The organism is Streptomyces sp. NPDC045678 (genome assembly GCF_056432085.1).
Window position 1 is genome coordinate 641,453 of the sequence record NZ_JBWKJS010000006.1, and the last position, 25,825, is coordinate 667,277.

Below are 25,825 nucleotides of genomic sequence, written 5' to 3' on the forward strand. Positions count from 1 at the left end.
GCCCCCGCAGCCCCGCCTGTAACCGTACGCACAAGCGAAGCTATCGAATGAGCCAGCGTTACGTGAAGGCGTTATAAGACGGTCCTTGGTCAGCGGTTGATGGACTGGATCTCGTCCACCACCACGTCCTGCTCCGCGCCGAACTCGCCGTCGGGCAGGCGCTGTTCGTCGTTCACGCCCGTGCCCGTCCAGCTGATCTTCCACGTGACCGTGGCCTTCAGCGGGTACGAGCCGTCGCCGGACGAGCGGAGGTACTTCACGCCGCAGGGCGGGGTCTCCTTGGACTTGCCCTTCGCGTACGGCGTGCCGATCTTGCCGCCGACCAGGTCGCAGACGCCGTTCGCGGGGTACGTCTCCGCGTCCGCCGTGCCCGGGTCGATCTTCAGGGAGACGGGTTCGGCGGTCGTCGTCGCCTCGATGCCGAGCACGTCCACCCGGGCGGTCACCGACACGGGCTTGAACTCCGCGCCGTCCAGCCACGCCCACGTCGGCAGGTTGACCTTCGTGCCGCCCTCGGGGGCGAGGGACACCTTCGTGCCGGGGACGCGGATCTCGGCGTAGGCGAGCTTCGCGAGGATCTCCGGGTCGATCGCCTCGGGCACGTCCGCGGGCGGCGGGTCGCCCTTGTCGACCCAGAACGTTTCCTTCGTGCACTTGTCCCAGCCGGGCGGGTACGACTTGTTGGGGAACGATGTCCACCAGTAGCCCTTGCCGGCCTTGTCCATGTTGAAGTTCTCGTACGGCTTGCCCTTGACGTAGCGCTCCTGCTGTTCGAGGTCCCACTGATGCCCCGTGGAGTCCACGGCCCAGACGGCCTCGCGTTCCTTCTTGAACTCGGCGGGGGTGTACGTGGGGCCGTACCAGCAGGGCGGCGGGCTGTAAGTACCGGTGGGGGCGATGGCTCCGCTCTTCGGGCCGGAACCGTTCTTGGAGCGGTCGAAGACGATGCCGCCCGCGGAGGCGAGCAGGGTTCCGCCCTGCTCGCCTCCGGAGACGTCCGGCGTCGCCCCCGGGGTCCCGCCACCGATGCCCTTCTCGGCACCGGCCGGCGCGGCGGACAGGGCCACGCAGGCCATCGCCGCGACGGCCGTCAGCACTGCTGACCTGTACTTCATGGCTGGCATTTGTCGCTCCCCCGAGTCGCGTTCAGTTCCGTGGTGACCCAGACGCCCGCGTCGTTCTTGCGCAGCTTGGCGGCGTACAGCACGTAGCTGTTCTTGGTGGCGGGGCCCTTGTCGACCTTGTCCTTCTTGAGGTACTTGTCGTACGCCTTGCTCTGGTCCTCGCAGTATGTGAGGCCCGCGCCGCTCCCGTCGGCCGTGACGGTCGCGTCGTAGTAGCGGTACGCACCCGTCGTGCGCGCCTGCGCCTTCACGTAGGCCTGGACGTACTTCTGGGCGTTGGCCGCGGCGTCGCCCTCGTAGTAGAAGCGCAGGGCCTTGTGGGTGGGAGCGTGCTCGGCGATGGCCATGTCGACGGCCTGGATCGCCTGCTCCCGGTCTGCCAGTACGGCGTCCTTGGACTTGTCTCCCGTCTTCGCCCAGTCGAAGGTGAACGTGACGTCCGACGGCAGCTCGATCTTCGGCCGCTCCACGCCCGCCCCCGCCCCCGCCTCCGCGGACTCGTCCCCGGATGGCGACTTCTCGTCGCCCTGATCCGCGCCGGCGATCTTGTCGTCGGCCTTCGGCTTGTCGTCGTCGCTGCCGCAGGACGTCAGCAGCAGCGCTGCGGAGGCCGCGAGCGCGGCCGTCGCGAGGCGGAGAGGGCGGGTCACTGGTCGGCTCCTGGCAGGTGGGGACGGGTGGGGGGAGAGGCGCGAGCTCAGCACGCTAGTGCGGTCCCGGGCCCGATACCAGGGAGATGTGTGACCACGAAAGGGGCGAGGAGGAACGTATCGCCGCGAACTCATGTCACAGTTTCGTGTCCGCCGTAAGGGCGGATTCCGTCAGCCCTTCACCGCGCCGCCCAGTGCGAATCCGCCGCCGAGCTTCCGTGAGACGAGGACGTACAGCAGGATCACCGGCGTCGAGTAGAGGATCGAGAACGCGGCCAGCTGGCCGTACACCACCGTCCCCTTGTTGCCGAAGAAGTCGTTGATGCTGACCGACGCCGGCATCTGCTCCGGCGTGAGCAGCAGCATGAAGGGGACGAAGAAGTTGCCCCACATCATGACGAACGAGAAGACCGTCACCACGGCCACGCCCGGCCCCATCAGGGGCAGCACGATCCGCAGCAGGGACTGGAACGACGACGCGCCGTCCGTCCACGCCGCCTCCTCGAGCTCCTTCGGTACGCCGTCCATGAAGTTCTTCATCAGCCAGATGGCGAAGGGGAGTTGGGACGCCGCGAAGAAGAAGATCGTGCCCTGCATCGTGTCGATCAGGTCGACCTGCACGAACAGCGCGTACACCGGAACCATGATCGCCGTGATCGGGAGGCTCGTCGCGAAGAGGATCGTCAGCATGAAGGGGCGGTTCAGGCGGGAGCGGTAGCGCGAGAGGGGGTAGGCCGCGAGGGCCGCGCAGACCACCGTGAGCAGCGTGCCGCCGCCGCAGAGCAGCAGGCTGTTGAGGAGCGGGGTGAAGGTGATCTCGGGGGTGAGGACCTGGTCGTAGTTGTCGAGGGTGAGGCTGTCGGGGAGCCGCACCCTGAGGTCCGCCTTCGGGTCCAGGGAGGAGAGGACCACCCAGGTGAGGGGGAGGACGAACGCCGCCGCCACGACCAGCAGGCCCGCGTCGGCGGCGAGGCGGTGCGACGCGCGGCGCGAACGCGGCGTACGGGATGTACGGGATGTACGGGACATGCCAGATGCACGTGACCTACGGGATGTACGGGACGTCGGCTTGGCGGGCACTCAGACCTCCGTGCGGAGCAGGCGCATGTAGACGACGGAGAAGAGCGAGCCGACGAGGAGCAGCAGCAGGGCCACGGCCGTGCCGTAGCCGATCATGCTCTTCTGGAAGGCCTGCTCGTACATGAAGAGCGGGAGCGTCTGGCTGTCGTTTCCCGGGCCGCCGCGCGTCATCACCCAGATCAGACCGAAGACGGAGAGCGTCTGCAGGGTGTTGAGCATGAGGTTCGTGCCGATGGAGCGGCGGATCATCGGCAGCGTGATGTGCCACATGCGGCGCCAGCCGCTCGCGCCGTCGACCTCCGCGGCCTCGGTGATCTCCTTGGGGATCTCGTTGAGGGCGGCGGAGTAGACGAGCATCGAGAACGCCGTCCCCCGCCACACGTTCGCGAACGACACCGCGAGGATCGGCAGCGTGAACAGCCAGTTCTGGGACGGGAGATGGAGGAGGTCGAGGACGGCGTTGAGGGTGCCCTCGCGGCGGAAGAACGCGTAGAGGAGGAAACCGGCGACGACCTCGGGCAGCACCCACGCCGTGACGACGATCGCGCCCGTGAGGGTGCGGACCGGCTTGGAGGCGCGCTGCATGAGGGTGGCGAGGGCCAGGCCCAGCGTGTTCTGGCCGATGATCGAGGAGAGGAACGTGAAGACGAGGGTGAGCCAGACCGCGTTGAGGAACCGCTCGTCGCCGAACGCCTCGCGGAAGTTGTCGAGTCCCACGAAGCTCGACTCGGCCTGGCCGGTGAGCTGGAGGTCGGTGAAGGCGATGTACGCGCAGTAGCCGATCGGGCCCGCGAGGAAGAGCGCGAGCAGGACGACGGCGGGGGAGACGGGCAGGGCGCGGAGCAGGCCGCGGCGGACGCGGGCCCGGGAGCCCGGCGGGCGGGAGGGCGGGGGTGTGGAGGGCGGGCCCGGCGGTGACGTCTTGGCGACGCCGCCGGGGCCCGCGGACGGTGCGGGGGATGCGGTAGTCACGTGCGGGCGCTCACTCTCTGGTGCGGGCGGCGGTACCGGCGTACCCGTGGCGCTGCTCCTCGATGACCCTGGCCGTCGTCACCGAGTCGGCCTCTTCGTCGCGGTGCGCTACTTCTCGACGACCTGGCCGTCCGTCGCCGAGTCGACCTCTTCGTCGTACCCGCTCGCGGCGTCCTCCACCGAGCTGTCGCCCGTCGTCACCGACTCCATCGCCTCCTGGATCGCCGTGGAGACCTTGGGATACTCGGGAAACGCGGGCCGGTAGTACGTCGAGGCGACCAGGTCCGTGAAGAACTTGATGCCGGGCTGCGCCTTCACGTACGCGGGGTCGGCCGCGACGTCCTTGCGGACCGCGATGCCGGAGTTGGCGATGTACCACTTCTTGGCGTTGGCCTTGGTCTGCATCGTCTCGATGAACTTGAAGGCGAGGTCGGGGTTGTCGGCCTTGGCGGGGATCGCCCAGGTCCAGCCGCCGGACATGCTCACCTTGCCGGGGGCCTGGCCGTTCTGGGTCGGCATCGCGGCGAGACCGAGCTTCTTCGACCACTCGGGCCACTCGTGTCCCGCGCCCTTGCCCCAGTCCTGCGGCAGCCACGAACCGTCGAGGTTGATCGCGAGCTTGCCCTCGGGCAGCAGCTCGCCGCGGACGCGCGTGGCGAAGTTCGGGTCGAGGGCGTCCGAGACGTCCGGGCCGAGCTTCTCCTTGAAGACGGTCTCCACGAACTCCAGGGAGTCCTTGAAGCCCTTGCTGCCCGTGACCCACTTCTTCGCCGCCGGGTCGTAGAGGGGATCCTTGCCCGTGCCGTACGCGAGCATCTCGAAGCCCTGCATCGTGGCGGCCTCACCGGCCGGTTTGCCCGTGTACACGTTGAGGGGCGTGACGTCGGGGACCTTCCTCTTCACGGTGCGGGCCGCTTCCAGGACGTCGTCCCACGTCCTGGGCCGCCAGTCGGCGGGCAGGCCCGCCTTCTTGAAGATGGCCTTGCTGAACCAGAGGCCGCGGGTGTCCGTGCCGTCCGGCACGCCGTACGTCTTGCCGTCGGCCGCCTTCGCCGCCGTCCTGGCCGTGCCGATGAACTGGTCCCAGTCCTTCCACTTGGCCAGATAGGTGTCGAGGGGCTTCAAGTACCCGCTGGTGATGTCCGAGTTGATGAGGAACGTGTCCTCGTAGACCAGGTCGGGGGCGGTCTTGGGGGAGCGCAGCATCTGCTGCAGCTTCGTGTAGTACTCGGAGTCCGGCGCCTTGATCGGCACCAGCTTCACCTTCTTGCCCGGGTTCTCCTTCTCGAACTGCTTCTTGATGTCCTCCAGATAGGTGTCCATGACTCTGATCTGGTTGTCCGTGGACTGCTTGAAGGAGATCTTCACGGTGTCGGGGTCGTCGCCGGAGCCGCCGCCGCACGCGGTGAGAGTGCCGGCGGCGAGCAGGGTGGAGGCGGCGAGGAGCAGAGGGGTGGTGGTGGGGCGCACGGGCACGACCTCCTACTGGCCGACGCGGCGGGGCCGCCACGTGGGTTGCCCGGTGAAGGTAAGGGCGTGTTCGGAGCAAGGTCAATGCCTCTGCGGGCGCTGTGCGTTGTTGCTCGTCACCACCGTGACAACGTTGTTGTCGGGCGTACGTTGATGAGGCCTCCGGGGTGGGAAGTGCGGAGGGCCGGGGCGGGCCGGGGGTGGGCCGTGGAGAGGTTCAGTCGTTCGGCGTAAGCCAGCGGTAGACCAGCTCGGGGCGGCCGACGTGGCCGTACTGGGGGCTGCGGGCCGCGCGTGCCGTGTCGACGAGGTGTTCCAGGTAGCGGCGGGCGGTGATCCGGGAGAGGCCAGCGGACTGGGCGGCGGCGGTGGCGGTCAGGCCGCCGGGGGCGTCGCGCAGGGTGCGGATGACGCGTTCGAGGGTGGGGCCGCTGAGTCCCTTCGGCAGGGCGGCGGGGCTCGGCGCGCGCAGGGTGGCGAGCGCGCGGTCCACCTCGTCCTGACCGGTGGCCTCGCCCTCCGCGGCGGCGGTGCGGAACTCCGCGTACCGGGTGAGGCGGTCGCGGAGCGTCGCGAAGGTGAACGGCTTCAGGACGTACTGGACGACGCCGAGGGAGACGCCCTCGCGGACGACCGCGAGGTCCCGGGCCGACGTCACCGCGATGACGTCCGTGGGGTGACCGGCGGCGCGCAGGGAACGGGCCAGTTGGAGTCCGTGCCCGTCGGGCAGGTGCAGGTCCAGGAGGATCAGGTCGACCGGGGTGCGGTCGAGGGTGCGGCGGGCCTCGGCGGCGGAGTGGGCGGGGCGGTCGATGGCCTCGAAGCCGGGGACGCGGTTCACGTAGAGGACGTGGGCGTCGGCCGCGACGGGGTCGTCTTCGACTACGAGTACGCGGATCACTGGACGCCTCCGTCATCGTGGCGGGCACCCGGGGCGGGAGCGGGGCCCGGAGCCGGGGCCTGGGCCGTGCCTTCGTCACCGTTGCCGTCACCCGGGGCCGGGGTAGTGCCTGGGCCTTCCGCAGTGGCAGCGGCTCTGCCTTCCGCAGTGGGGGCGTTTAGGCCTGCGGTGGCGCCCCGCGCAGGGGTGGCGGGTTGGCCTTCCGCGGGGGTAGCCGGGCGGGCCTCGGTGGGGCCGGGTGCCAGGGTTACTTCGAACTCCGCGCCGCCCTCCGGGGACTCCCGTACCGTCAGTGTGCCGCCGTTGCGGGTGACCGTCTGGTGGACCAGGGCCAGGCCGAGGCCGCGGCCCGTCGCCGCCTTCGTCGACCAGCCGCGTTCGAAGACCGCGTCCCGCTGTGCGCGGTCGACGCCGGGCCCCGTGTCCGAGACGCGCAGGAGGAGCCCCGCCGCGTCGGCCCGCGCCGTCACCGTGACCCGCGCCACGAGTGACCCCTGCGCCGCGTCGACCGCGTTGTCGATGAGGTTGCCGAGGACCGTCACCAGGTCGCGGGCGGGCAGGGACGCCGGGAGCATGCCGTCGTCGATGCTGCTGTCGTCCGACACGACGAGCTCCACCCCGTGCTCGTTGGCCTGCGCCGCCTTGCCGAGCAGGAGCGCGGCGAGTACGGGCTCGCTGACCGCGGCCACCACCTGGTCGGTCAGCGCCTGCGCCAGCTCCAGCTCGGCCGTGGCGAAGTCGACCGCCTCGTCCGCGCGGCCGAGCTCGATGAGGGACACCACCGTGTGGAGCCGGTTCGCCGCCTCGTGGGCCTGCGAGCGCAGCGCCCGCGTGAAGCCGCGCTCGGAGTCCAGCTCCCCGGTGAGCGCCTGCAGCTCGGTGTGGTCGCGCAGGGTCACCACCGTGCCGCGGCGCTCGCCGCCCGACACGGGCGAGGTGTTGACGACCAGCACGCGGTCGACGGTCAGATGCAGTTCGTCGACCCGCGGTCCGGCCGCGAGCAGCGCGCCCGTCAGCGGGGCGGGGAGCCCTAGCTCGGAGACGTTGCGGCCGATCACCGGCTCGTCCCGCAGCCCGAGCAGCTCGCGCCCGCCGTCGTTGATGAGGGCGATGCGCCGCTGCCCGTCCAGCATCAACAGCCCCTCGCGCACCGCGTGCAGCACCGCCTCGTGGTAGTCGTGCATGCGGCTCAGCTCGCCGGCGTTCATGCCGTGCGTACTGCGGCGCAGGCGCGCGTTGATGACGTACGTGCCGATCCCGCCGAGCACGAGGGCCGCGGCCGCCACGCCGATCAGCGCGACGAGCTGACCGCGCGCCTTCTCGGTGATCACCTCGATGGTGATGCCGGCGCTGACGAGGCCGACGATGCGCCCGTCCCCCGCGGTCGGCCCGTCCCAGATGGGGGTGACGACGCGCACGGAAGGGCCCAGCGTGCCGGTGTACGTCTCCGCGAAGGTCCGGCCGAGGAGCGCGTCCGCCCGGTGCCCGAGGAAACGCTCGCCGATGCGGCGCTCGTCGGGGTGCGTCCAGCGGATGCCGCGCGGGTCCATGATCGTCACGAAGTCGACGCCCGTGTCCCGCTGCACCCGCAGCGCGTACGGCTGGAGTTCCTTCGACGGATCGCTGCCGCGGATGGCCTCCCGTACGGAAGGGGAGTCTGCGACCGCCCGAGCCGCCGCCGTCGCCTGCCGGCGCGCGCCTTCCTCGGCCTGGTGCTTGTCGCTCAGGTACGTGAAGAGGGCGCATCCGGCGACCACCGCCGTGACCAGCACGATCTGCATCGCGAAGAGCTGGCCCGCCAGGCTGCGCGGGAGCCTTCGCGGACGGGAGGGGCGGGTGCTGGACATGGGGCCAGTCTGCCTCCTCGCACAGGTGCTCGTATAAGTGCGAACTAAATGAACGTAAGGGTGACCGCCCTCACAGGCCGGGAGATAGTCACCGGGATCCCCGGGACGCGAGCCGCGCTCCGGGACGCGAGCGGGGCACCCGGGACGGGGTGCCGGTCGCGCGGGCCGTGAGCCGATCGCAGAGAACGTGAGCCGCACGTACCGAAGGCACCGAAGCAGGACAGCGGCACCGGAGCAAGGCATACCGGCACCACAAGCACCACAACGCCGACGACGTCGTTCAAGGAGGGCCCCGTGACCACCACGGCCGACCCACAAGCGCAGCCCGCCGCCAAGCGGGACCGCACGCACTACCTCTACATCGCCGTCATCGGCGCCGTGCTGCTCGGCATCGCCGTCGGCTTCATCTGGCCGGACTTCGCCAAGGAGCTGAAGCCGGTCGGCACCGGCTTCGTCGACCTGATCAAGATGATGATCTCGCCGATCATCTTCTGCACGATCGTTCTCGGCGTCGGCTCCGTCCGCAAGGCCGCGAAGGTCGGCAAGGTCGGCGGCCTCGCGCTCGCCTATTTCATCGCGATGTCCGCCGTCGCGCTCGCCATCGGCCTCGTCGTCGGCAACATCCTGCACCCGGGCTCGGGCATGGACATCACCGAGTCCGAGAAGGGCGCGGGCCACAAGGCGGCCGAGGAGGCGGACAAGGGCCTCGTCGACTTCGTGCTCGGCATCATCCCCAAGACCTTCGTCTCCGCCTTCACCCAGGGCGAGGTGCTCCAGACGCTCCTCGTGGCGCTGCTCGTGGGCTTCGCGCTGCAGGCGATGGGCCGCTCCGGCGAGCCCGTGCTGCGCGGCATCGAGCACATCCAGAAGCTGGTCTTCCGCGTTCTCGGCATGATCATGTGGGCCGCCCCGATCGGCGCGTTCGGCGCGATGGCCGCCGTCATCGGCGAGACCGGCCTCGACGCGCTCAAGGCGCTCGCCACGATCATGATCGGGTTCTACGTCACCTGCGTGCTGTTCATCGTCGTCGTGCTCGGCACGCTCGTGCGGCTCGTGACCGGCGTCAACCTGTTCAAGCTGCTCAAGTACCTGGGCCGCGAGTTCCTGCTCATCCTCTCCACGTCGTCCTCCGAGTCCGCGCTGCCGCGGCTCATCGCGAAGATGGAGCACCTGGGCGTCAGCCGTCCCGTCGTCGGCATCACGGTCCCGACCGGCTACTCCTTCAACCTCGACGGCACCATGATCTACCTGACCATGGCCTCGCTCTTCATCGCCGACGCCATGGACCAGCCGCTCGGCATCGGCGAGCAGATCTCGCTGCTCCTCTTCATGATGATCGCGTCCAAGGGCGCGGCGGGCGTCTCCGGCTCCGGCATCGCGGTCCTCGCGAGTGGCCTCCAGTCGCACAAGCCCGCGCTGGTCGACGGCGTCGGCCTGATCATCGGCGTCGACCGCTTCATGAGCGAGGCCCGCGCCCTCACCAACTTCGCGGGCAACGCGGTCGCCACCCTCCTCATCGGCACCTGGACCAAGGAGGTCGACAAGGAGCGGGTCACGGCGGTGCTCGCCGGACAACTCCCCTTCGACGAGCGTACGTTGGTTGACGACGGGCACGGGGCGCCCGCCGTCGAGGCCGACGGACGCGGGCGCGGCGCGGACGCCGTGCCGGAAGCGCGTGACGACGGCAAGGAGCCGGTGAAGGTGTAGTTCACCGGCCCGGCCGTGTGAAGGGGCCCCCACCCCTCCTCCAAGGGGGCCGCCGGCGCCGCCCGCGACGTACGAGAGCTTCCTCCTCGTACGCCGCGGGCGGCGCTTCTCCGTGTCTGCGGACGTCCGGCGGTCAGTTCAGCGCCGCGATGATCCCCCGCGCCCGCTCCGCGGGAACGCCCGCCGACATGAGGGCCGTCGACGCGGCGGCGCGGCCCGCGTCCTTGGGGTCGAGCAGGCCGTCGTTGACGGCTTCCATCAGGCCGAAGAGCTGCTGCTCGTGGACGTACGCGAGCGCGGCGGGCGGCAGGGGCGAGGTGAACGCGCCCTCGTCCAGGCCGAGTCGCAGGACGTTCACGCACTCGTCGCGGACCGGGGCGAGGCGCTGTCTGATGCCCTCCATCGCGACGCTGCGCTGCGCGAGGCCGACGAGCAGGCGGTAGCCGTCGGCGATCTCCCAGACGGCGACCATCGAGTGGGCGAGCGACTCGGCGGGGTCGTCCGAGCGGGCGCGTCCGGAGGCGTGGGCCGCCGCGACCGCCTCGACCGCGCCGTCGATCAGGGCGCCGACCAGGGCCTCCCGGCTGGGGAAGTGGCCGTAGACCGTCCTGCGCACGACGCCGGCCGCGCGGGCGATCTGGTCCATCGAGGCGTCCGGATCGCGCAGCAGCTCGGCGAGTGCCACCTCCAGGATGCGGCGGCGGTTGGCGTCGGCTCGGCTCATGGGCTCCATTGTGCACGCGCGTCCAGGAGGTTCCAGGACGGGAGTTCCCGCCCGTTTTGCACACTGCTGTGCAGTGGCGTAAGTTGCACACTCGTGTGTAATTGCACAGTGCTGTGCAAGGTCACCGGACAAGTACGTATAAGGACCATGGAAGGGTGAGGCTTCGGTGGCTCTACTCATGAACCGACCGGTCGAGGAGATGAAGCAGCCGTACGCGCGCCGCTGGTGGGCGTTGCTCGTGCTCTGCCTGAGTCTCCTGATCATCGTGATGGCGAACACGGCGCTGACCGTCGCCGCCCCCGACATGACCAAGGACCTCGGGCTCTCCAGCTCCGACCTCCAGTGGGTCATCGACGGCTACACCGTCCCGTACGCCGCGCTGATGCTGCTGCTCGGCGCGATCGGCGACAAGTACAGCCGGCGCGGCGCGCTCGTGCTCGGCCTCGTCGTCTTCGGCGCCGGATCGGTCGCGGGCTCGCTCGTCGACAGCTCGGGCGGGGTCATCGCGGCCCGCGCGGTGATGGGCTTCGGTGCGGCGATGATCATGCCCGCCACCCTCTCGCTGCTCGCCGCGACCTTCCCGCGCGCGGAGCGCGCCAAGGCGATCGTGCTGTGGACCGCCACGGCCGGTCTCGCGATCGCGGCGGGGCCGCTCGTCGCGGGCGCGCTCCTGGAGGACCACGGCTGGGCGTCGACCTTCCTGATCAACGTGCCGATCGCCGTGGTCGCCATCATCGGCGCCCTCGTCCTCGTGCCGCCGTCCAAGGCCGGGCACAGCAACCGGATCGACTACGTCGGAGGCGCGCTCTCCGTCGTCTGGACCGGCGCGCTCGTCTACATGATCATCCAGGGTCCGCACTTCGGCTGGGACGCCAAGGCGATCTCGGCGGCCGTCGTCGCGGGCGTGGGCCTGCTGGCCTTCATCGGCTGGGAGCTCCGCCACCCGCACCCCATCCTGAACGTCCGCCGCTTCCTCAACCGCCGCTTCGCGGGCTCGAACCTCGCGGTGGCGCTCTTCTTCCTCGCGGTCTTCGGCGCGTTCTACTACCTCACGCAGCACCTGCAGTTCGTCCTCGGCTACAACCCGCTGGAGACGGGCGTGCGCATGCTGCCGCTCGCCGGCGCGGTCTTCGTCGGCTCGGCGCTCACGGGATATCTGACCCCGCGCATCGGCATGAAGATCACGGTGTCGGCGGGCATGGTCGCGGGCACGGTGGCGCTCGCGCTCCTGACGCGCGTCGACGCGTCCTCCTCGTACGGGGACTTCGTCGCCCCGCTGATCATCCTGGGCCTCGCCATCGGCCTCGCCCTCTCGCCGTGCACCGACGCGATCATGGGCGCGTTCCCCGAGTCCGAACTCGGCGTCGGCGGCGCGGTCAACGACACGTCGCTCGAGCTCGGCGGCTCGCTCGGCATCGCCATCCTCGGCTCGGTCCTCGCCAGCTCGTACTCCTCGAAGCTCGGTGACGCGGCGGCCGCCTCCGGCACGAAGCTGCCCGACGGCACGCTGGAGACCGCGCAGGACTCCGTCGGCGCGGGTTACGCGGTGGCGCAGGGCATCGGCGACAAGGCGCACGAGGTCGCGGGGCAGGCCGCGAAGGCGACCTCGCCGGAGCAGGCCGCCCAGCTGAAGGGCCAGGCCGAGCAGCTCGCGCAGGGCGCCCACAAGATGGCGGACTCGGTCGGCTCCGCGTTCTCCGACGCGGTGGCGCACACGAGCCTCGTCGGCGCGGCGATCCTCGGCGTCGGCACGGTCCTCGTGGCGGTGCTGCTGCCGAGGAAGTCCGCCTCGGGTACGGCGGCTCCGGAGGGCGCCGACGCGGACGAGGGCGTACGGGAGCGGGAGCCTCAGCGGTAACCGCGCGAGGGTTTCAGCGGTAGCGACGCCCCCGGCGCCGGCGATGGCGGCGTCGGGGGCGTCGTCGCGTCCCCGCTAGCGGCCGTTCGGCGTGCCCGTGCGGCTCGCGTGGGCCACGAATGCGGACCAGGACGACGGGTGGAGGAGCAGGGCGGGGCCGTGGGGGTTCTTGGAGTCTCGTACGGCTATGCCGGGGGTTTCCGTCGGGTGGGCGACCTCTAGGCAGTTCTGGCCGGTGCCGTCGCTGTACGACGACTTGTACCAGGCGTGTTCCGGGGCAAGTTCAGGGGCTGCGTGGTGAGCGTTCATGGTCTACAGCTCTCGTTCCAGTCGGTTCAGGAAATCAGGCGTGTCCTCGGGCGGCAGGGCCGAAGCCGCCATGGCGTCGAACCGGCGCACGAACCGGTCGACTTCGCGGCGCTTGTCCGACGTGTGCGTCGATCCCCAGGCGCTGTCGATCTGGACGCGGGGCGGCAGATGATCGCCGAGATCCAGGATCGCGAAGTCGTTGGCGGAACGGTAGCCGCGACGGAACGGCAGCACCTGGATGGAGACATGGTCCCACGCCGACAACCTCGCGAGTTTCTCGAACTGTTCGCGCATGATCTCGTCGCCCCCGACGGGGTAGCGCAGGGCGGCTTCTCCGAGGATGACACGAAGCTTGACCGGGTTCTCGCGGGTGAGCACCTCCTGACGCTTCATCCGCAGCGCCACGCTGTTGCGGATGAGCTCCGACGTGGTCTCCTCGACCGGTTTCTGCACCTCGTGGATGGCGCGTGCGTACCCCTCGGTCTGCAGGAGGCCGTACACCAGCGTGGGGTGATAGGCCCGCATGCTGCGCGCCTCGGGCTCCAGACCCACGAAGCCGGGCATGCCCGCGGGCATGAGGCCGCGGTACTGCGTCAGCCAATCCTGGTGTGCCGACTCGCGGTTGAGGCCGATGAATGACTCAATGACGTCCTCGTCAGTGACCCCGTACCTGCCCAGCAGCTTCCGCAGGTCGCCCACGTTGCGAAAGTTCAGGGCCCCGTTCTCGATGCGGAGCAGTGCGGCCTCGGAGAGTCGTGTCCCCTGGATGGCCTGCTTTCTGGTGAAGCCCCCGCCCCGGTCACCGAGGCCGCAGTTCTCCCGCAACTGGCGCAGTTGAAGGCCGAGTTCCAGCCGCTGGCCCGTCCGGCCGCGTTTGGCTGCCATGTGCACCGCCTGTGGGTCCTTGTGCGCTTCGTTTGGTGCCGTTCGCCGAGTGTGGCACCTCGTGTGCGGCGCGCACAGCCGTTTGTGCACATTCCGGCATAGTCCACTTGTGTCTCCCCTGAAATTTCAGGGGAGTTTCGATTGTGCTCTGGAACGCGGTCTCGCCACGGTGGTTGGGCAACACTCGTACCGGCCGGGGCTCACCCCGCGCCGCCGAACAAGGGTTCCGCTCGTGCCCGACCTCAAGGCTCCCCCCGCCCGTGACTGGGTCATGGGCTATCCCATGGCCCTCGCTACCGTCCGCCTCGCCCGCCGGCACGTCCGCCGTCGGCTCACGACCTGGGAGTGGACCGGCGACATCGACGACGCCGTCCTCGTCGTCTCCGAACTGCTCGCCAACGCCGTGCGCCACGGCAGGATCCCCGGTCACCACGTGTGGCTGCGCCTTGCCGTCGAGGAGGGGGCGGCGGGACTCGTCGTCGACGTCTCGGACCCGGTGCCCGTGTTCCCGGGTTTCGACGGGGGCGCCGACGGGGCCCTCGACGAGGGAGAAGGCGGGCGCGGCCTGCTCGTGGTGCGGCAACTCACCGTGGAGTTCGAGTGGTTTCCGCGTACGGGAGTCGGCAAGACCGTACGCGCCAGGGTTGCCGAAGGGGCCCGGTAGCTGGGCGGGACCGGAACCTGGCCCGCCCAACCGTTGACACCACTCCAGGTGAAGTACTACGTTCTGACCACTTCACCTGGAGTGCAACAAACGTCGTGGGCCGATGCCACAGCCAAGGAGCCCGTATGCGAAAGCTCGTTTACTTCATCGCCGTCAGCCTCGACGGGTTCATCGCCGGTCCCGACGGCGCCGACCCCACCGGCCCCGACGGGTTCTGGCCGGTCGCGCAGGACTACGTCGAGCACCTGGTCGAGACGTACCCCGAGACCCTGCCCGCCCCGGCCAGGCAGGCCCTCGGCATCACCGTCGAGGGGACCCACTTCGACACGGTCCTCGAAGGCCGCAGGACCTACGCGATCGGCCTCGACGCCGGACTGACCAACGCCTACCCCCACCTCCGCCACTACGTCTTCAGCCGCACCCTCACCGAGAGCCCCGATCCGGGCGTCGAGCTGGTCGCCACCGACCCGGTCGAGAAGGTGCGGGAGCTGAAGCGGGAGGAGGGCAAGGACATCTGGCTGTGCGGCGGCGGTGAGCTCGCCGGGGCGCTGCGCGGCGAGATCGACCGGCTCGTCGTCAAGATCGGCCCGCTGACGCTGGGTTCGGGCACGCCCCTGTTCGCGCGGAACACGGCCTTCGACCCCGTGCTGTACGAGCGGAGCGACGCCGTGCTCCTCGACAGCGGCACGATCTTCCTGACCTACGACAAGGCTGCCGGGGACGCCGTGTAGAGGCCGGAAACGGGGTACTTCGGAGTGAGGCGTCCTCCGCCGCGAGGGGGAGCCGATCGCCACGTGCGCGTGATTCCCGTGCGTCCGCCGCCGACCAGAGTGGACGCATGGCGATCAGCGAGACGACGACCACGGCCACCACTACTCCGGCGCGACCCGTGCCTCCCTGGGCGGAGCGCGTCGCCCGGCTGCTTCCCCTCCTCGCCCTGCCCGTGTGCCTGTGGCGGCTGCCCATCGGATTCGACCACCTCATGGGGGCGGACGTCGCCCCGATGTCGTGGTCCCGGTGGGCCAACGTGTCGTACGTCGTCACGCTCAGCCTGCTGTCCGAGGCGTGCGCGCTGCTCTGCCGTGGGCTGGTGCGGCCGTGGGGCGAGGTGGTGTCGCGCCGGGTGCCCGGCCTCGGCGGCAGGCGTATACCGCCGTACGCGGTGACCGTGCCCGCCACCCTGCTGGGGCTGCTCTTCACCGCGCTGCTGGTCGACTGGGTGCTCTGCACCTTCCACCTCGCCGGGTTCTCCGACGTCCCGTACGCCAACGGGTGGTGGCGGCTCCTGGCCGCCGTGACCAGCGGCCTGATGGCGCTGTGGGGGCCGCTGATCCTCGCCCTGGCGTACGGATACCACCGGCGCCGGCGCGGTACGGGTACGTCTGCCTAGGCGGCGGACCCGGCGGACCCGGCGGACCCCGCGGTCCTCAGGCGGTGGCCCTCGCCCGCCGCGGCGCGCAGCAGTACGTCGGTCAAATCCCCGGGGGTGGAGAGCATCGGCCAGTGGCCCGTCGCCATGTCGAAGAACGTGGCGCGCGGGTCGGCCAGGTGCTGGACGAGCGGCAGGCCCGACGCCACCAGGGCCTCCAACGACGCGATGTCCATCGTGCCGCCTGTGGTGCAGAAGACGCCGGTCGTCGGTAGGGCCGCTACTGCCTCCGAGATCCGGAGCTTCTGGGCGTACGGGCCCGCCGGTGCGGGTGATGCCAGGCGCGCGAGCCGGTCCAGCGCTTCGTCGGACACGCCCGCCAGGTTCCCGTGCGCCCGCCACTCCTCCAACGACGGCGCCGGGATCCGCCAGCCGTCCTCCGCCCGCTCCTGTTGGCTCAGGGTCCGGTCGCGGGCCGGCCTGTCCGGCATCTGCTCGCGCACCTGGTCGATCATGGAGTAGCCGTCCTGCGGCAGGGGGGAGTCCAGGTACACCAGCCGCGCGATGCGGTCCGCGCGGCGGTCGGCGGCGCCCACGGACGGATAGATGCCGTAGCAGTAGCCCACGAGGACCACCTCGGGCGCGTCGATGTGGTCGATCAGCTGGGTGAGGTCCTCGATGTGGGTGTCGAGGTCGACCTCGGGACCCGCCAGATGGCGACGGTCGCCGAGCCCCGTGAGCGTCGCCGGATGTACCTCCGCCCCCGCCGCTCGCAGCCCCGCGGCCACGTCCCGCCAGAGCCAGCCACCCGTGTAACCGCCCGACACCAGCACGAACGTCGCGGTCATGGTTCCTCCTCGTACGGTCGGACGGGCGCGGGACCGCCCCGCGCCCGCCGGTACCGTAGGAACTCCCCCTGAGGGAGGTTCAAGTCGTGTCGCCCGCCGAGAACGAACAGCCGCCCGGAACCCCCGGACTCCCCGGACCGCCCGGCGACCTGTGGAGCATCGGACAGCTCGCCGAACGAGCCGGCGTCTCCGTCAAGACCGTCCGCTTCTACTCCGACCGCGGCCTGCTCCCCGAAGCCACCCGCAGCGGAGGCGGCCACCGCCGCTACGGCCCCGACGCGCTCGACCGGCTCCGCCTCATCCGCTCCCTGCGCACCCTCGACCTCCCCGTCCCCGACGTGAGCCGCGTCCTGGACCGGGACGACGAGCTGGAGGACGTCATCGCGGGGCAGTTGAAGGAGGTTGGCTCGCGGCTCGCCGCGCTGCGCTGGCGCGAGGCGGCGCTGCGGCTCCTCACCGACTGCACGCCCCAGGAGCGCGCCGAACGGCTGCGGTTGGTGGGAGCCGTGTCCACGCCGCCCGGGACGGCCGCGCTCGCCCGGTTCTGGCGGTGCTGGCTGCCCGCGCGGCTGCCGTCCCGGGTCGTCTCGGCCGTCGTCGAGCGGGCCGTACCGGTACCGCCCGACGACCCGGCCCCCGCCCAGGTCCTCGCCTTCGCCCGGCTGCAGGACTTCGTCACCGACCCCTGCTTCGTCTCGGGGCCGCGCGCGGGAACGGACTATGGACAACCCGAAGTGCACTCGACCGGCAAGGGGTACCGCCCCGCCGTGCTCTACGAAGGACTGCCCGAGGCCTTCGAGCTGGCCGCGCCGGACGTGCGGGCGGGCCGCGTCCCGCACGAGGGCGAGGCCCTGGACTGCTTCGTCGCCGTCCACGCCGCCTCACTCAACCGCCGCGACACCCCGGACTTCCGCCGCGCCCTGCACCGGATGCTCGCTGCGGAACCCCGCATCGACCGCTACTGGCAGCTGGCGGCCGAGGTGATGACCCCGCCCGCCGAGCCCCTGCCACCGACACCGGGCAGCGCCGACAACTGGCTGCGGGCCGCGCTCGCTTCGTCAGCCCCCCAGCCCTGACGAGATGCCCTGGCCTTGACGCCCACGTCAAGGATTACCGTCTGGGTATGCGAATCGGCGAGCTCGCGGCGCGCGCGGGGACGACCACGCGGACGCTGCGCTACTACGAGTCCCGGGGGCTGCTCCCCGCACGGCGGTCCGGCAACGGCTACCGCACGTACGACGAGGACGACGTGCGGCTCCTGGAGCAGATCAGGACCCTCCAGGACTTCGGGTTCGACCTGGAGGAGACCAGGCCCTTCGTGGAGTGTCTGCGCTCCGGCCATCCGGAGGGCGACTCGTGCCCCGCGTCGCTCGCCGTGTACCGCCGCAAGCTCACCGAACTCGACGCGCTGATCGGCGAGTTGAGAGCGGTGCGCGATCAGGTCGGGGCGCAGCTCGCGCGCGCCGAGGCCGCCCTCCCGGGCGGCCCGGAGCCGCGGTGCGAACTCACGGGATGAGGAGAGTGGCACATGAAGGCAGCAGGCGTGGCCGAGGTGACGGACGCGGATTTCGAGGGGGAGGTGCTGCGGGAGGCGGACCGCCCCGTGCTGGTCGAGTTCACGGCGGACTGGTGCGGGCCGTGCCGGCAACTGGCGCCGGTGCTCAGTGAGCTGGCGCGCGAGGAGGCGGAGCGCCTGAAGATCGTGCAGCTGGACGTGGACCGCAGCCCGGAGACCGCGATCGCCTACAAGGTGCTGTCGGCGCCGACCATGATCGTGTTCCGGGATGGTGAGCCCGTGAAGCAGATGGTGGGCGCGCGGGCCAAGCGGAAGCTGCTCACGGAGCTGGCCGACGTGCTCTGAGGCGGCGGGCCGGACCGCGGCCCCAAAAGAAATCCCCCGGGCGAATTGACGTCCGGGGGATTTCTCTGCGTATATTGGATTCTTTCGCGAATCTCTGCCCGTCTGTCTTGATTTCCAAGCGGGGCGTGTCGCGAGAAGTTCAATAAGAGCACTGTAACTGGCGAGGGGCTGAATTGTCAACCGAGGAATTGCGTGAAGAGCAGCAATTCGTCTCCGGGCTGTACGCGCGCCTGGACGCGCTGCGCGAGGAGGCCGAGTCCGCCATGCAGGCATCGTTGTCGCAGGTCGGCAACGGTCTCCAGGCGCGCCTTGAGCGGGACGTCCTGGTCGCGGAGCGGTCCGGGCTGCTCGCCGCCTTCGACGCGGGGGAGAACGGTCTGTGCTTCGGAAGGCTCGAATTCCGCGACGGCCGTGATCACCACATCGGACGCATCGGAATCCGCGCGTCCGACACCGAACGCACCCCGCTCGTGATCGACTGGCGTGCCGATGTCGCGCGCCCCTTCTATCTCGCGACGGGGCACACCCCGATGGGCCTGCGCAGGCGCCGGCACATCACCACCCAGGGCCGCGAGGTCACCGCCCTGCACGACGAGCTCCTCGACCTGAGCGACACGACCCGCACCGGCCACGAGGGCGCCGACGCCGACGAGGTGCTGCTCGCCGCCCTCGACTCGGCCCGCACCGGCCGCATGCACGACATCGTGCAGACCATCCAGGCCGAGCAGGACCGCATCATCCGCGCCCCGCACCGCGGCGTCCTCGTCGTCGAGGGCGGCCCCGGCACCGGCAAGACGGTCGTGGCGCTGCACCGGGCCGCGTTCCTCCTCTACGCCCACCGCGAGCTGCTCGCCAAGCGCGCCGTCCTGATCGTCGGCCCCAACCCGGCGTTCCTCGGCTACATCGGCGAGGTCCTTCCCGCACTCGGCGAGACCGGCGTGCTGCTCTCGACGGTCGGCGAGCTCTTCCCCGGCGTGACGGCGACCGGCACCGAAAGCCCCGAGGCCGCCGAGGTCAAGGGCCGCGCGGAGATGGCGGACGTCCTCGCCGCGGCCGTGCGCGACCGGCAGCGCACCCCGGAGCCGGGCGAGCCGATCGTCATCGAGCACGACGACGGCGACCTCATCCTGGACTGGACGATCGCCGACCAGGCGCGCGAGGCGGCCCGCGCCGCGGACGTGCCGCACAACCTCGGACGGCCGCACTTCGCCTTCCGCGTCATCGACGAGCTGACCGCCCAGCTCGCCGAGCGCATCGGCCACGACCCGTACGGCGGCCCGAACTTCCTGGGCCCCGACGACATCGCCCAGCTCGGCAAGGGCGTCGCGGCCAGCGCGGAGGTGCACGCTGCCATCGAGGAGCTGTGGCCCACGCTCACCCCGCAGCGCTTCCTCGCGGAATTCCTTGAGGACCCGACGGGCCTCTCCGAGCGGGACGCGGACGCCGTCCGCAGGCCGTACGACGCGCCCTGGACCGCCGCCGACGTCCCGCTCCTCGACGAGGCCGCTGAACTGCTCGGCCACGACGACAGCGCCGCGCGGGCCGCCGCCGAGGCGGAGCGCGAGAAGCAGATCGCCTACGCGCAGGGCGTGCTCGACGTGTCGCGGGCCTCACGGACGTACGAGTTCGAGGACAAGGACGAGGACGACGCCGAGGTCCTGCTCGCGCACAACATCATCGACGCGGAGCGCATGGCCGAACGCCAGGAGGAGGCCGACCACCGCAGCGCCGCCGAGCGCGCGGCCGCCGACCGCACCTGGGCGTTCGGGCACATCATCGTCGACGAGGCGCAGGAGCTCTCCGCGATGGCCTGGCGGCTGCTCATGCGGCGCTGCCCGACCCGCTCCATGACGCTCGTCGGCGACCCGGCGCAGACCGCGGAGGCGGGCGGCTGCGGCTCCTGGGACAGCATCCTCGCCCCGTACGTCGAGGACCGCTGGGAGTACACCCGGCTCGGCGTGAACTACCGCACGCCCGTGGAGATCATGGACGTGGCGGCGGAGGTGCCGCGCGCGGAGCGGCCCGACTTCATGCCTCCGAGCTCGGTGCGGTCCACGGGGGTACGGCCCTGGGCGCGCCGCACCGGCGACCTCGCCGCCTCCGTGGCCGACGCGGTCGCCGCCGAGGCCCGGGACGAGGGCCGCCTCGCGGTGATCGCGCCCCGCGAGCTCCACCCGGAGCTCGCCGCACGGCTGCCCGGGGTGACGGCCGGGCGGGCCCCGGACCTGACGCGGCCGGTCGTCCTGATCGACCCGCGTCAGGCGAAGGGCCTGGAGTTCGACACGGTCCTGGTCGTGGAGCCCGCGCGGTACGGGACGAGCGACCTGTACGTGGCCCTGACCCGGGCCACGCAGCGCCTCGGCGTCCTGTACACGCAGGACCTGCCCGTCGCGCTCAAGCAGGTCGAAGCCACACCGTAGCCAGCGGCGGCAGGGTCAGGTGCAGGGACACGGGACGGCCGTGGGACGGGGTCGGGGCGGGCTTCAGCGGGTCGGGGTTGGTGACGTCCCCGCCGCCGAAGCGGGCCTCGTCCGTGTTCAGCACCTCCTGCCACGCGGCGAACTCGTCCGGCACGCCCAGGCCGTAGCCGTGCCGGACGACCGGTGAGAAGTTGGAGACGGCGAGCAGCGGCCGGCCGTCGGACCCCGTGCCGTTCTCGGCGGGGTACCGGAGGAACGCGAAGACGTTGTCCTCGGCCGCGTCGCCCTCCACCCAGGCGAAGCCGCCGGGGTCCGTGTCGCGCTGCCACAGGGCGCCCTCGCGCCGGTAGACCGTGTTCAGCTCGCGGACCAGGTCCCGCATGCCGCGGTGGTCGGGCTCCGCGCCGTACGCCGGGTCGAGCAGCCACCAGTCCGGGCCGTGGCTCTCCGACCACTCGGCGCCCTGCGCGAACTCCTGCCCCATGAAGAGGAGCTGCTTGCCGGGGTGGGCCCACATGAAGCCGAGGTACGCGCGCTGCGTGGCCCGCTGCTGCCACCAGTCGCCCGGCATCTTCGACACCAGCGACCGCTTGCCGTGGACGACTTCGTCGTGCGAGATCGGCAGGACGTAGTTCTCGCTGTACGCGTACACCATCGAGAACGTCATCTCGTTGTGGTGGTACTTGCGGTGCACCGGCTCCTTGGAGACGTAGCCGAGGGAGTCGTGCATCCAGCCCATGTTCCACTTCAGCCCGAAGCCGAGGCCGCCGAAGCCGCCGGGTCCCTGGTGGTGCGTGGCCCGGGTGACGCCGTCCCAGGCCGTGGACTCCTCGGCGATGGTGACGACGCCGGGGGAGCGGCGGTAGACGGTGGCGTTCATCTCCTGGAGGAAGGCGACGGCGTCGAGGTTCTCGCGCCCGCCGTGCGCGTTCGGCGTCCACTGGCCGTCCTCGCGCGAGTAGTCGAGGTAGAGCATGGAGGCCACGGCGTCGACGCGCAGACCGTCGATGTGGAACTCCTCGCACCAGTAACTGGCGTTGGCGACGAGGAAGTTGCGTACCTCCTTGCGGCCGTAGTCGAACTCCAGCGTCCCCCAGTCGGGGTGCGCGGAGCGGGCCGGGTCCTCGTGCTCGTACAGCGGGCGGCCGTCGAACTCGGCGAGCGCCCAGTCGTCGCGCGGGAAGTGCGCGGGCACCCAGTCCATCAGGACGCCGATCCCCGCCCGGTGCAGCGCGTCGACGAGGAACTTGAAGTCGTCAGGCGTGCCGAGGCGCGCGGTCGGCGCGTAGAAGCCGGTCACCTGATAGCCCCAGGACCCGCCGAACGGGTGCTCGGCGACGGGCATCAGCTCGACGTGTGTGAACCCGAGGTCGGTGACGTACGCGGGCAGCTGCTCGGCGAGCTGACGGTACGTCAGGCCCGGCCGCCAGGAGGCCAGATGGACCTCGTACACCGAGAAGGGCGCCTCATGGACGGGCACCTCTGCCCGCCTGGCCAGCCACTCCTGGTCGTGCCACTCGTGGCGCGACTCGTGCACCACCGAGGAGTTCGCGGGCGGCGCCTCCGTGCGGCGCGCCAGCGGGTCGGCGCGCTGGGTCGTGGAGCCGTCGGACCGGGTGATCTCGAACTTGTACAGCTCGCCCTCGCCGACGGACGGCACGAACAGCTCCCACACGCCGCTGCCGCCGAGCGAACGCATCGGGAACCCGACGCCGTCCCAGAAGTTGAAGCCGCCGACGACCCGCACCCCGCGGGCGTTCGGCGCCCACACCGTGAACCGCGTCCCGGTGGCGCCCTGATGCGTCATGAGCCGCGCGCCGAGCGCCTCCCACAGCCGCTCGTGCCGCCCCTCGCCGATCAGATGCAGGTCGAACTCGCCGAGCGAGGGCAGGAAGGAGTACGCGTCGTGGATCTCCAGCTCCGTGTCCTCGTACGTGACGTGGAGCCGGTAGTCCTCGGGCACGGCCCGCAGCGGCAGCACGGCGGAGAAGAAGCCGTCGCCGTCGTCGCGCAGCTCGGCGCGGAGCCCGTCGGTGACGACGGCGACCGCCTTCGCGTAGGGGCGCAGCGCGCGGAAGGCGGTGCCACCGGGCACGGAGTGCGCACCGAGGACGCCGTGCGGGTCGTGGTGGGTGCCGCTCAGGAGCCGGGCGCGGTCGCCTTCGGAGACGGGGGAGTCGGTGACGGCGGGTTCAGTGAACTCGGTGAGGCCGGCGGCCTCGGTGACGGGGGGCCCGGTGGTGGGTGCCGGGGCCGTCGCCGGGGGCTTCTTCGCGCTCCTGGTGGTCTTCGCGGGCTTCGCCGCCTTCGGGGTCTTCCCGGTCCTCGCACGCTTCGGGGCCGGGGTGGCCGGTGGGGTGGGGGCGGCGGTTTCGTCGGACGGTTTGCGGGGGCGCGGGGACACGGGAGAGGCCTCCTCAGGAGGAGTGGTCAGTGGGCTTCGTCGGCGGGGCCGTCCTCGGCGAGGCGGCGGACCGCGGCCAGCGGGACCGGCAGCCAGTCGGGGCGGTGGCGTGCCTCGTACAGGACTTCGTAGACCGCCTTGTCGGTCTCGTGGGCGCGCAGCAGCACGGGGTCCGTGCGCGGGTCGCGGCCCGCCACCTCCGCGTACCCCGCGCAGTAGGCGGCCCGGCACTCCTCGGCCCAGCCGGGCGACCAGGTGCCGTGGGACGCGGCGTAGTCGAAGGAGCGCAGCATGCCCGCCACGTCGCGGGCCGGCGGCTGGGGGAGGCGGCGCTCGGCGAGCGGCCGCGCGGGTTCGCCCTCGAAGTCTATGAGCGACCACTCGCCGTCCGGGGAGCGCAGGCACTGCCCGAGGTGCAGGTCGCCGTGGACGCGCTGGGCCGTCCACGCCTGCCCCTCACCGCCGAGGTCGGCGAGCGCCTCGAAGGCGGTGAGCAGCCCGGGCGCGTAGGGCCGCAGCGCGGGGACGGCCTGTGCCGCCGCGGTGAGGCGCTCCGCCATGGCGTCGGCGACCAGCTCCACCTGGGCCCGGCCCAGCGTGACGGTCGGCAGCGCGGCGGCGAGGGCCGCGTGGACCTCGGCGGTGGCGCGGCCGAGTGCCCGTGCCTCGCCGGTGAAGGACTCGCCCTTGTCGCGCATCCGCAGGGCTAGCTCCCAGCCGTCGTCGGCCCCGGCCAGATACGGCTGGAGCACCCCGAGGCCGCAGCTCTCCTCGGGCGCGGACGAGCCCGTCTCCAGGTCGGCGAGGAACCACGCGGCGGGCGCGGGCACCCGTGGGCAGCCCTCCGCGGCGAGCCGCAGCGGCAGTTCGAGGTCGGGGTTGAGGCCGGGCACGACCCGGCGGAACAGCTTGAGGATGAACGTATCGCCGTAGACGAGCGAGGTGTTGGACTGTTCGGAGGTGAGCGGGCGCGGGGCGAGGCCCGAGGGGATCTCGACGCCCATGTCGCGCTCGAAGCGGAGGACTCCGTGCCGTCCGGGTATGCGCAGCCGTTCCAGGAGGAGTCCGGTGAGCCGCGGGTCGTGCAGCGCGTCGTACACGGTGTGGCCGGTGAGGGGGCCCTCGGTGGCGTGCCCGATCATCGCGGGGGCCAGATGCGGAGGGAGCGTGCGGCGCACGCCGAGCAGCAACTGGTAGCAGTCGGTGGGGCGTTCGGCGAGCGGCCCGTCGAGCCCGGCGCCCTGTGGGGGCGCCATCGGCTGGCGGACCCGCAGGAGGAGATGGAGCAGGCCGCAGGGTGAGCTGCGCGGCAGGAGCTCGGTCGCCGCCACAGCCTCCAGGGAGGTGATGGGACGGCCCTTCCCGGCGAACCACCGCTGCCGGGGCAGCCATGCGCGCAGCAGCGGGTCGAGCGAGGCGAGCAGCGCCGAGGCGTGCGCACCGGGGCGGATGGCGGCTTCCGACATGGCGTCGCGTCCTTTCCGCGTCGCGGACGAGGCAGGTGCGGGAGTGCCGGTGGTGCGGATGGGGGTGCCGGTCGTTGCGTAGGAGTGCCCAGGGCGGGGCAGTGGAAACCGCCCCGCGAGGCGTCGCGCTGCCGGAGCCTACGCCGGTTCCTTGCGCAACCGGAACCAGTAGAACCCGTGTCCCGCGAGTGTCAGGAGGTACGGGAGCTCACCGATGGCCGGAAAGCGCACCCCGCCGATGAGCTCGACGGGATGGCGTCCCGCGAAGGTCTGGAGATCCAGTTCGGTGGGCTGGGCGAAGCGCGAGAAGTTGTGCACGCACAGCACCAGATCGTCGCCCTCGTCCTCGTCGGTCTCGCTCGACGGCGCCTCTCGCAGGAAGGCGAGCACCGCCGGGTTGGACGACGGGAGTTCGGTGTACGAGCCGAGTCCGAACGCCGGGTTCTGCTTGCGGATCTCGATCATGCGGCGCGTCCAGTGGAGCAGGGAGGACGGTGAGGACATGGAGGCTTCGACGTTGGTGACCTGGTAGCCGTAGACCGGGTCCATGATGGTGGGCAGGTAGAGCCGCCCGGGATCGGAGGACGAGAAGCCCGCGTTGCGGTCCGGGGTCCACTGCATGGGGGTGCGTACCGCGTCGCGGTCGCCGAGCCAGATGTTGTCGCCCATGCCGATCTCGTCGCCGTAGTAGAGGATCGGCGAGCCGGGCAGCGAGAGCAGGAGTGCGGTGAAGAGCTCGATCTGGTTGCGGTCGTTGTCCAGGAGCGGGGCGAGCCGCCGGCGGATGCCGATGTTGGCGCGCATGCGCGGGTCCTTGGCGTACTCCGCGTACATGTAGTCGCGTTCTTCGTCGGTGACCATCTCCAAGGTCAGTTCGTCGTGGTTGCGCAGGAAGATGCCCCACTGGCAGCCCGAGGGAATGGCGGGGGTCTTGGCGAGGATTTCGGATACGGGGTAGCGGGATTCACGGCGTACGGCCATGAAGATGCGGGGCATGACGGGGAAGTGGAATGCCATGTGGCATTCGTCGCCGCCCTTTTCGAAGTCGCCGAAGTAGTCGACGACGTCCTCGGGCCACTGATTGGCCTCGGCAAGAAGAACGGTGTCCGGATAGTGCGCGTCGATCTCGGCGCGGACGCGTTGCAGGAAGGCGTGGGAGCGGGGGAGGTTCTCGCAGTTGGTGCCCTCTTCGGCGAAGAGGTAGGGGACGGCGTCGAGGCGGAAACCGTCGATGCCGAGGTCGAGCCAGAAGCGCAGGGCGGAGAT

At 71.0% G+C, this 25,825-nt stretch carries 23 protein-coding genes; 9 read left to right on the plus strand and 14 right to left on the minus strand.

The window, feature by feature from the left end; translation table 11 throughout:
• Positions 1–89: 89 nt before the first annotated feature.
• The 7 genes from AC07DO_RS23970 to AC07DO_RS24000 all read right to left on the minus strand — a co-directional run bounded on the left by AC07DO_RS23970 (position 90) and on the right by AC07DO_RS24000 (position 8,044).
• A complete protein-coding gene (locus tag AC07DO_RS23970) occupies positions 90–1,124 on the minus strand; it encodes a hypothetical protein (RefSeq protein ID WP_479062408.1) in 1,035 nt (344 codons plus the stop codon).
• Positions 1,112–1,774: a hypothetical protein gene (locus tag AC07DO_RS23975; RefSeq protein ID WP_479062410.1), complete on the minus strand. Its 663-nt coding sequence runs from the start codon at positions 1,772–1,774 to the stop codon at positions 1,112–1,114. The genes AC07DO_RS23970 and AC07DO_RS23975 overlap by 13 nt, the downstream gene beginning before the upstream one ends.
• Positions 1,775–1,945: 171 nt before the next feature.
• Positions 1,946–2,803 (minus strand): carbohydrate ABC transporter permease, encoded by an 858-nt coding sequence (locus tag AC07DO_RS23980; RefSeq protein ID WP_479062412.1) that lies wholly within the window; start codon positions 2,801–2,803, stop codon positions 1,946–1,948.
• A gap of 51 nt (positions 2,804–2,854) precedes the next feature.
• On the minus strand, positions 2,855–3,826 hold the full coding sequence (locus tag AC07DO_RS23985; RefSeq protein WP_479062414.1) for a carbohydrate ABC transporter permease: 972 nt from the start codon (positions 3,824–3,826) through the stop codon (positions 2,855–2,857).
• 108 nt (positions 3,827–3,934) lie between these two features.
• Positions 3,935–5,302 carry an extracellular solute-binding protein gene (locus tag AC07DO_RS23990; RefSeq protein WP_479062415.1) on the minus strand — a complete coding sequence of 456 codons (1,368 nt, stop codon included), beginning with the start codon at positions 5,300–5,302 and terminating at the stop codon, positions 3,935–3,937.
• A 211-nt stretch (positions 5,303–5,513) separates the two neighbouring features.
• Positions 5,514–6,197: a response regulator gene (locus AC07DO_RS23995; RefSeq protein WP_479062417.1), complete on the minus strand. Its 684-nt coding sequence runs from the start codon at positions 6,195–6,197 to the stop codon at positions 5,514–5,516.
• Positions 6,194–8,044 carry a sensor histidine kinase gene (locus tag AC07DO_RS24000; protein ID WP_479062419.1) on the minus strand — a complete coding sequence of 617 codons (1,851 nt, stop codon included), beginning with the start codon at positions 8,042–8,044 and terminating at the stop codon, positions 6,194–6,196. The genes AC07DO_RS23995 and AC07DO_RS24000 overlap by 4 nt, the downstream gene beginning before the upstream one ends.
• Before the next feature lie 294 nt (positions 8,045–8,338).
• Here AC07DO_RS24000 and AC07DO_RS24005 point away from each other — a divergent pair, with 294 nt between their 5' ends.
• A complete protein-coding gene (locus tag AC07DO_RS24005; RefSeq protein WP_479062421.1) occupies positions 8,339–9,751 on the plus strand; it encodes a cation:dicarboxylate symporter family transporter in 1,413 nt (470 codons plus the stop codon).
• Between the two features lie 133 nt (positions 9,752–9,884).
• Here the strand turns inward: AC07DO_RS24005 and AC07DO_RS24010 are convergent, their stop codons facing one another.
• Complete coding sequence (locus tag AC07DO_RS24010; protein WP_479062422.1) at positions 9,885–10,484, minus strand: TetR/AcrR family transcriptional regulator; 600 nt, start codon at positions 10,482–10,484, stop codon at positions 9,885–9,887.
• 169 nt (positions 10,485–10,653) lie between these two features.
• Between AC07DO_RS24010 and AC07DO_RS24015 the strand changes: the two genes are divergently transcribed.
• Complete coding sequence (locus AC07DO_RS24015; protein ID WP_479062424.1) at positions 10,654–12,333, plus strand: MFS transporter; 1,680 nt, start codon at positions 10,654–10,656, stop codon at positions 12,331–12,333.
• A 75-nt stretch (positions 12,334–12,408) separates the two neighbouring features.
• On the opposite strand, the gene AC07DO_RS24020 is transcribed toward AC07DO_RS24015, so the two are convergent.
• On the minus strand, positions 12,409–12,642 hold the full coding sequence (locus tag AC07DO_RS24020; RefSeq protein ID WP_479062426.1) for a DUF397 domain-containing protein: 234 nt from the start codon (positions 12,640–12,642) through the stop codon (positions 12,409–12,411).
• Positions 12,643–12,645: 3 nt separating this feature from the next.
• Complete coding sequence (locus AC07DO_RS24025) at positions 12,646–13,527, minus strand: helix-turn-helix domain-containing protein (protein WP_479062428.1); 882 nt, start codon at positions 13,525–13,527, stop codon at positions 12,646–12,648.
• Between the two features lie 232 nt (positions 13,528–13,759).
• Between AC07DO_RS24025 and AC07DO_RS24030 the strand changes: the two genes are divergently transcribed.
• The 3 genes from AC07DO_RS24030 to AC07DO_RS24040 all read left to right on the plus strand — a co-directional run bounded on the left by AC07DO_RS24030 (position 13,760) and on the right by AC07DO_RS24040 (position 15,581).
• Positions 13,760–14,191: an ATP-binding protein gene (locus AC07DO_RS24030; RefSeq protein WP_479062430.1), complete on the plus strand. Its 432-nt coding sequence runs from the start codon at positions 13,760–13,762 to the stop codon at positions 14,189–14,191.
• 125 nt (positions 14,192–14,316) lie between these two features.
• Entirely contained in the window at positions 14,317–14,922 is a 606-nt protein-coding gene (locus AC07DO_RS24035) for a dihydrofolate reductase family protein (RefSeq protein ID WP_479062432.1), read from the plus strand.
• A gap of 107 nt (positions 14,923–15,029) precedes the next feature.
• Positions 15,030–15,581, plus strand: a complete 552-nt coding sequence (locus AC07DO_RS24040; RefSeq protein WP_479062434.1) for a hypothetical protein — start codon at positions 15,030–15,032, stop codon at positions 15,579–15,581.
• Here the strand turns inward: AC07DO_RS24040 and AC07DO_RS24045 are convergent.
• Positions 15,578–16,408 (minus strand): alpha/beta fold hydrolase, encoded by an 831-nt coding sequence (locus tag AC07DO_RS24045; protein WP_479062436.1) that lies wholly within the window; start codon positions 16,406–16,408, stop codon positions 15,578–15,580. The two genes, AC07DO_RS24040 and AC07DO_RS24045, sit on opposite strands and share 4 nt — an antisense overlap.
• 149 nt (positions 16,409–16,557) lie before the next feature.
• Here AC07DO_RS24045 and AC07DO_RS24050 point away from each other — a divergent pair, with 149 nt between their 5' ends.
• The 4 genes from AC07DO_RS24050 to AC07DO_RS24065 all read left to right on the plus strand — a co-directional run bounded on the left by AC07DO_RS24050 (position 16,558) and on the right by AC07DO_RS24065 (position 20,689).
• Positions 16,558–17,484: a MerR family transcriptional regulator gene (locus tag AC07DO_RS24050; protein ID WP_479062505.1), complete on the plus strand. Its 927-nt coding sequence runs from the start codon at positions 16,558–16,560 to the stop codon at positions 17,482–17,484.
• 47 nt (positions 17,485–17,531) lie between these two features.
• The gene (locus AC07DO_RS24055; protein WP_479062437.1) at positions 17,532–17,924 is read left to right on the plus strand and encodes a MerR family transcriptional regulator; all 393 of its coding nucleotides are present in this window, start codon (positions 17,532–17,534) and stop codon (positions 17,922–17,924) included.
• Between the two features lie 12 nt (positions 17,925–17,936).
• Positions 17,937–18,269 carry a thioredoxin gene (gene trxA / locus AC07DO_RS24060; protein WP_479062439.1) on the plus strand — a complete coding sequence of 111 codons (333 nt, stop codon included), beginning with the start codon at positions 17,937–17,939 and terminating at the stop codon, positions 18,267–18,269.
• Positions 18,270–18,442: 173 nt separating this feature from the next.
• Entirely contained in the window at positions 18,443–20,689 is a 2,247-nt protein-coding gene (locus tag AC07DO_RS24065; protein ID WP_479062441.1) for a HelD family protein, read from the plus strand.
• Here AC07DO_RS24065 and glgB read toward each other — a convergent pair.
• From glgB to AC07DO_RS24080, 3 genes are all read right to left on the minus strand, one after another.
• Positions 20,664–23,093 carry a 1,4-alpha-glucan branching enzyme gene (glgB, locus tag AC07DO_RS24070; protein ID WP_479062443.1) on the minus strand — a complete coding sequence of 810 codons (2,430 nt, stop codon included), beginning with the start codon at positions 23,091–23,093 and terminating at the stop codon, positions 20,664–20,666. The two genes, AC07DO_RS24065 and glgB, sit on opposite strands and share 26 nt — an antisense overlap.
• Positions 23,094–23,119: 26 nt before the next feature.
• Positions 23,120–24,559, minus strand: a complete 1,440-nt coding sequence (locus AC07DO_RS24075; RefSeq protein ID WP_479062445.1) for a maltokinase N-terminal cap-like domain-containing protein — start codon at positions 24,557–24,559, stop codon at positions 23,120–23,122.
• Between the two features lie 138 nt (positions 24,560–24,697).
• On the minus strand, positions 24,698–25,825 hold a 1,128-nt coding region (locus AC07DO_RS24080; protein WP_479062447.1), incomplete at its 5' end, for an alpha-amylase family glycosyl hydrolase.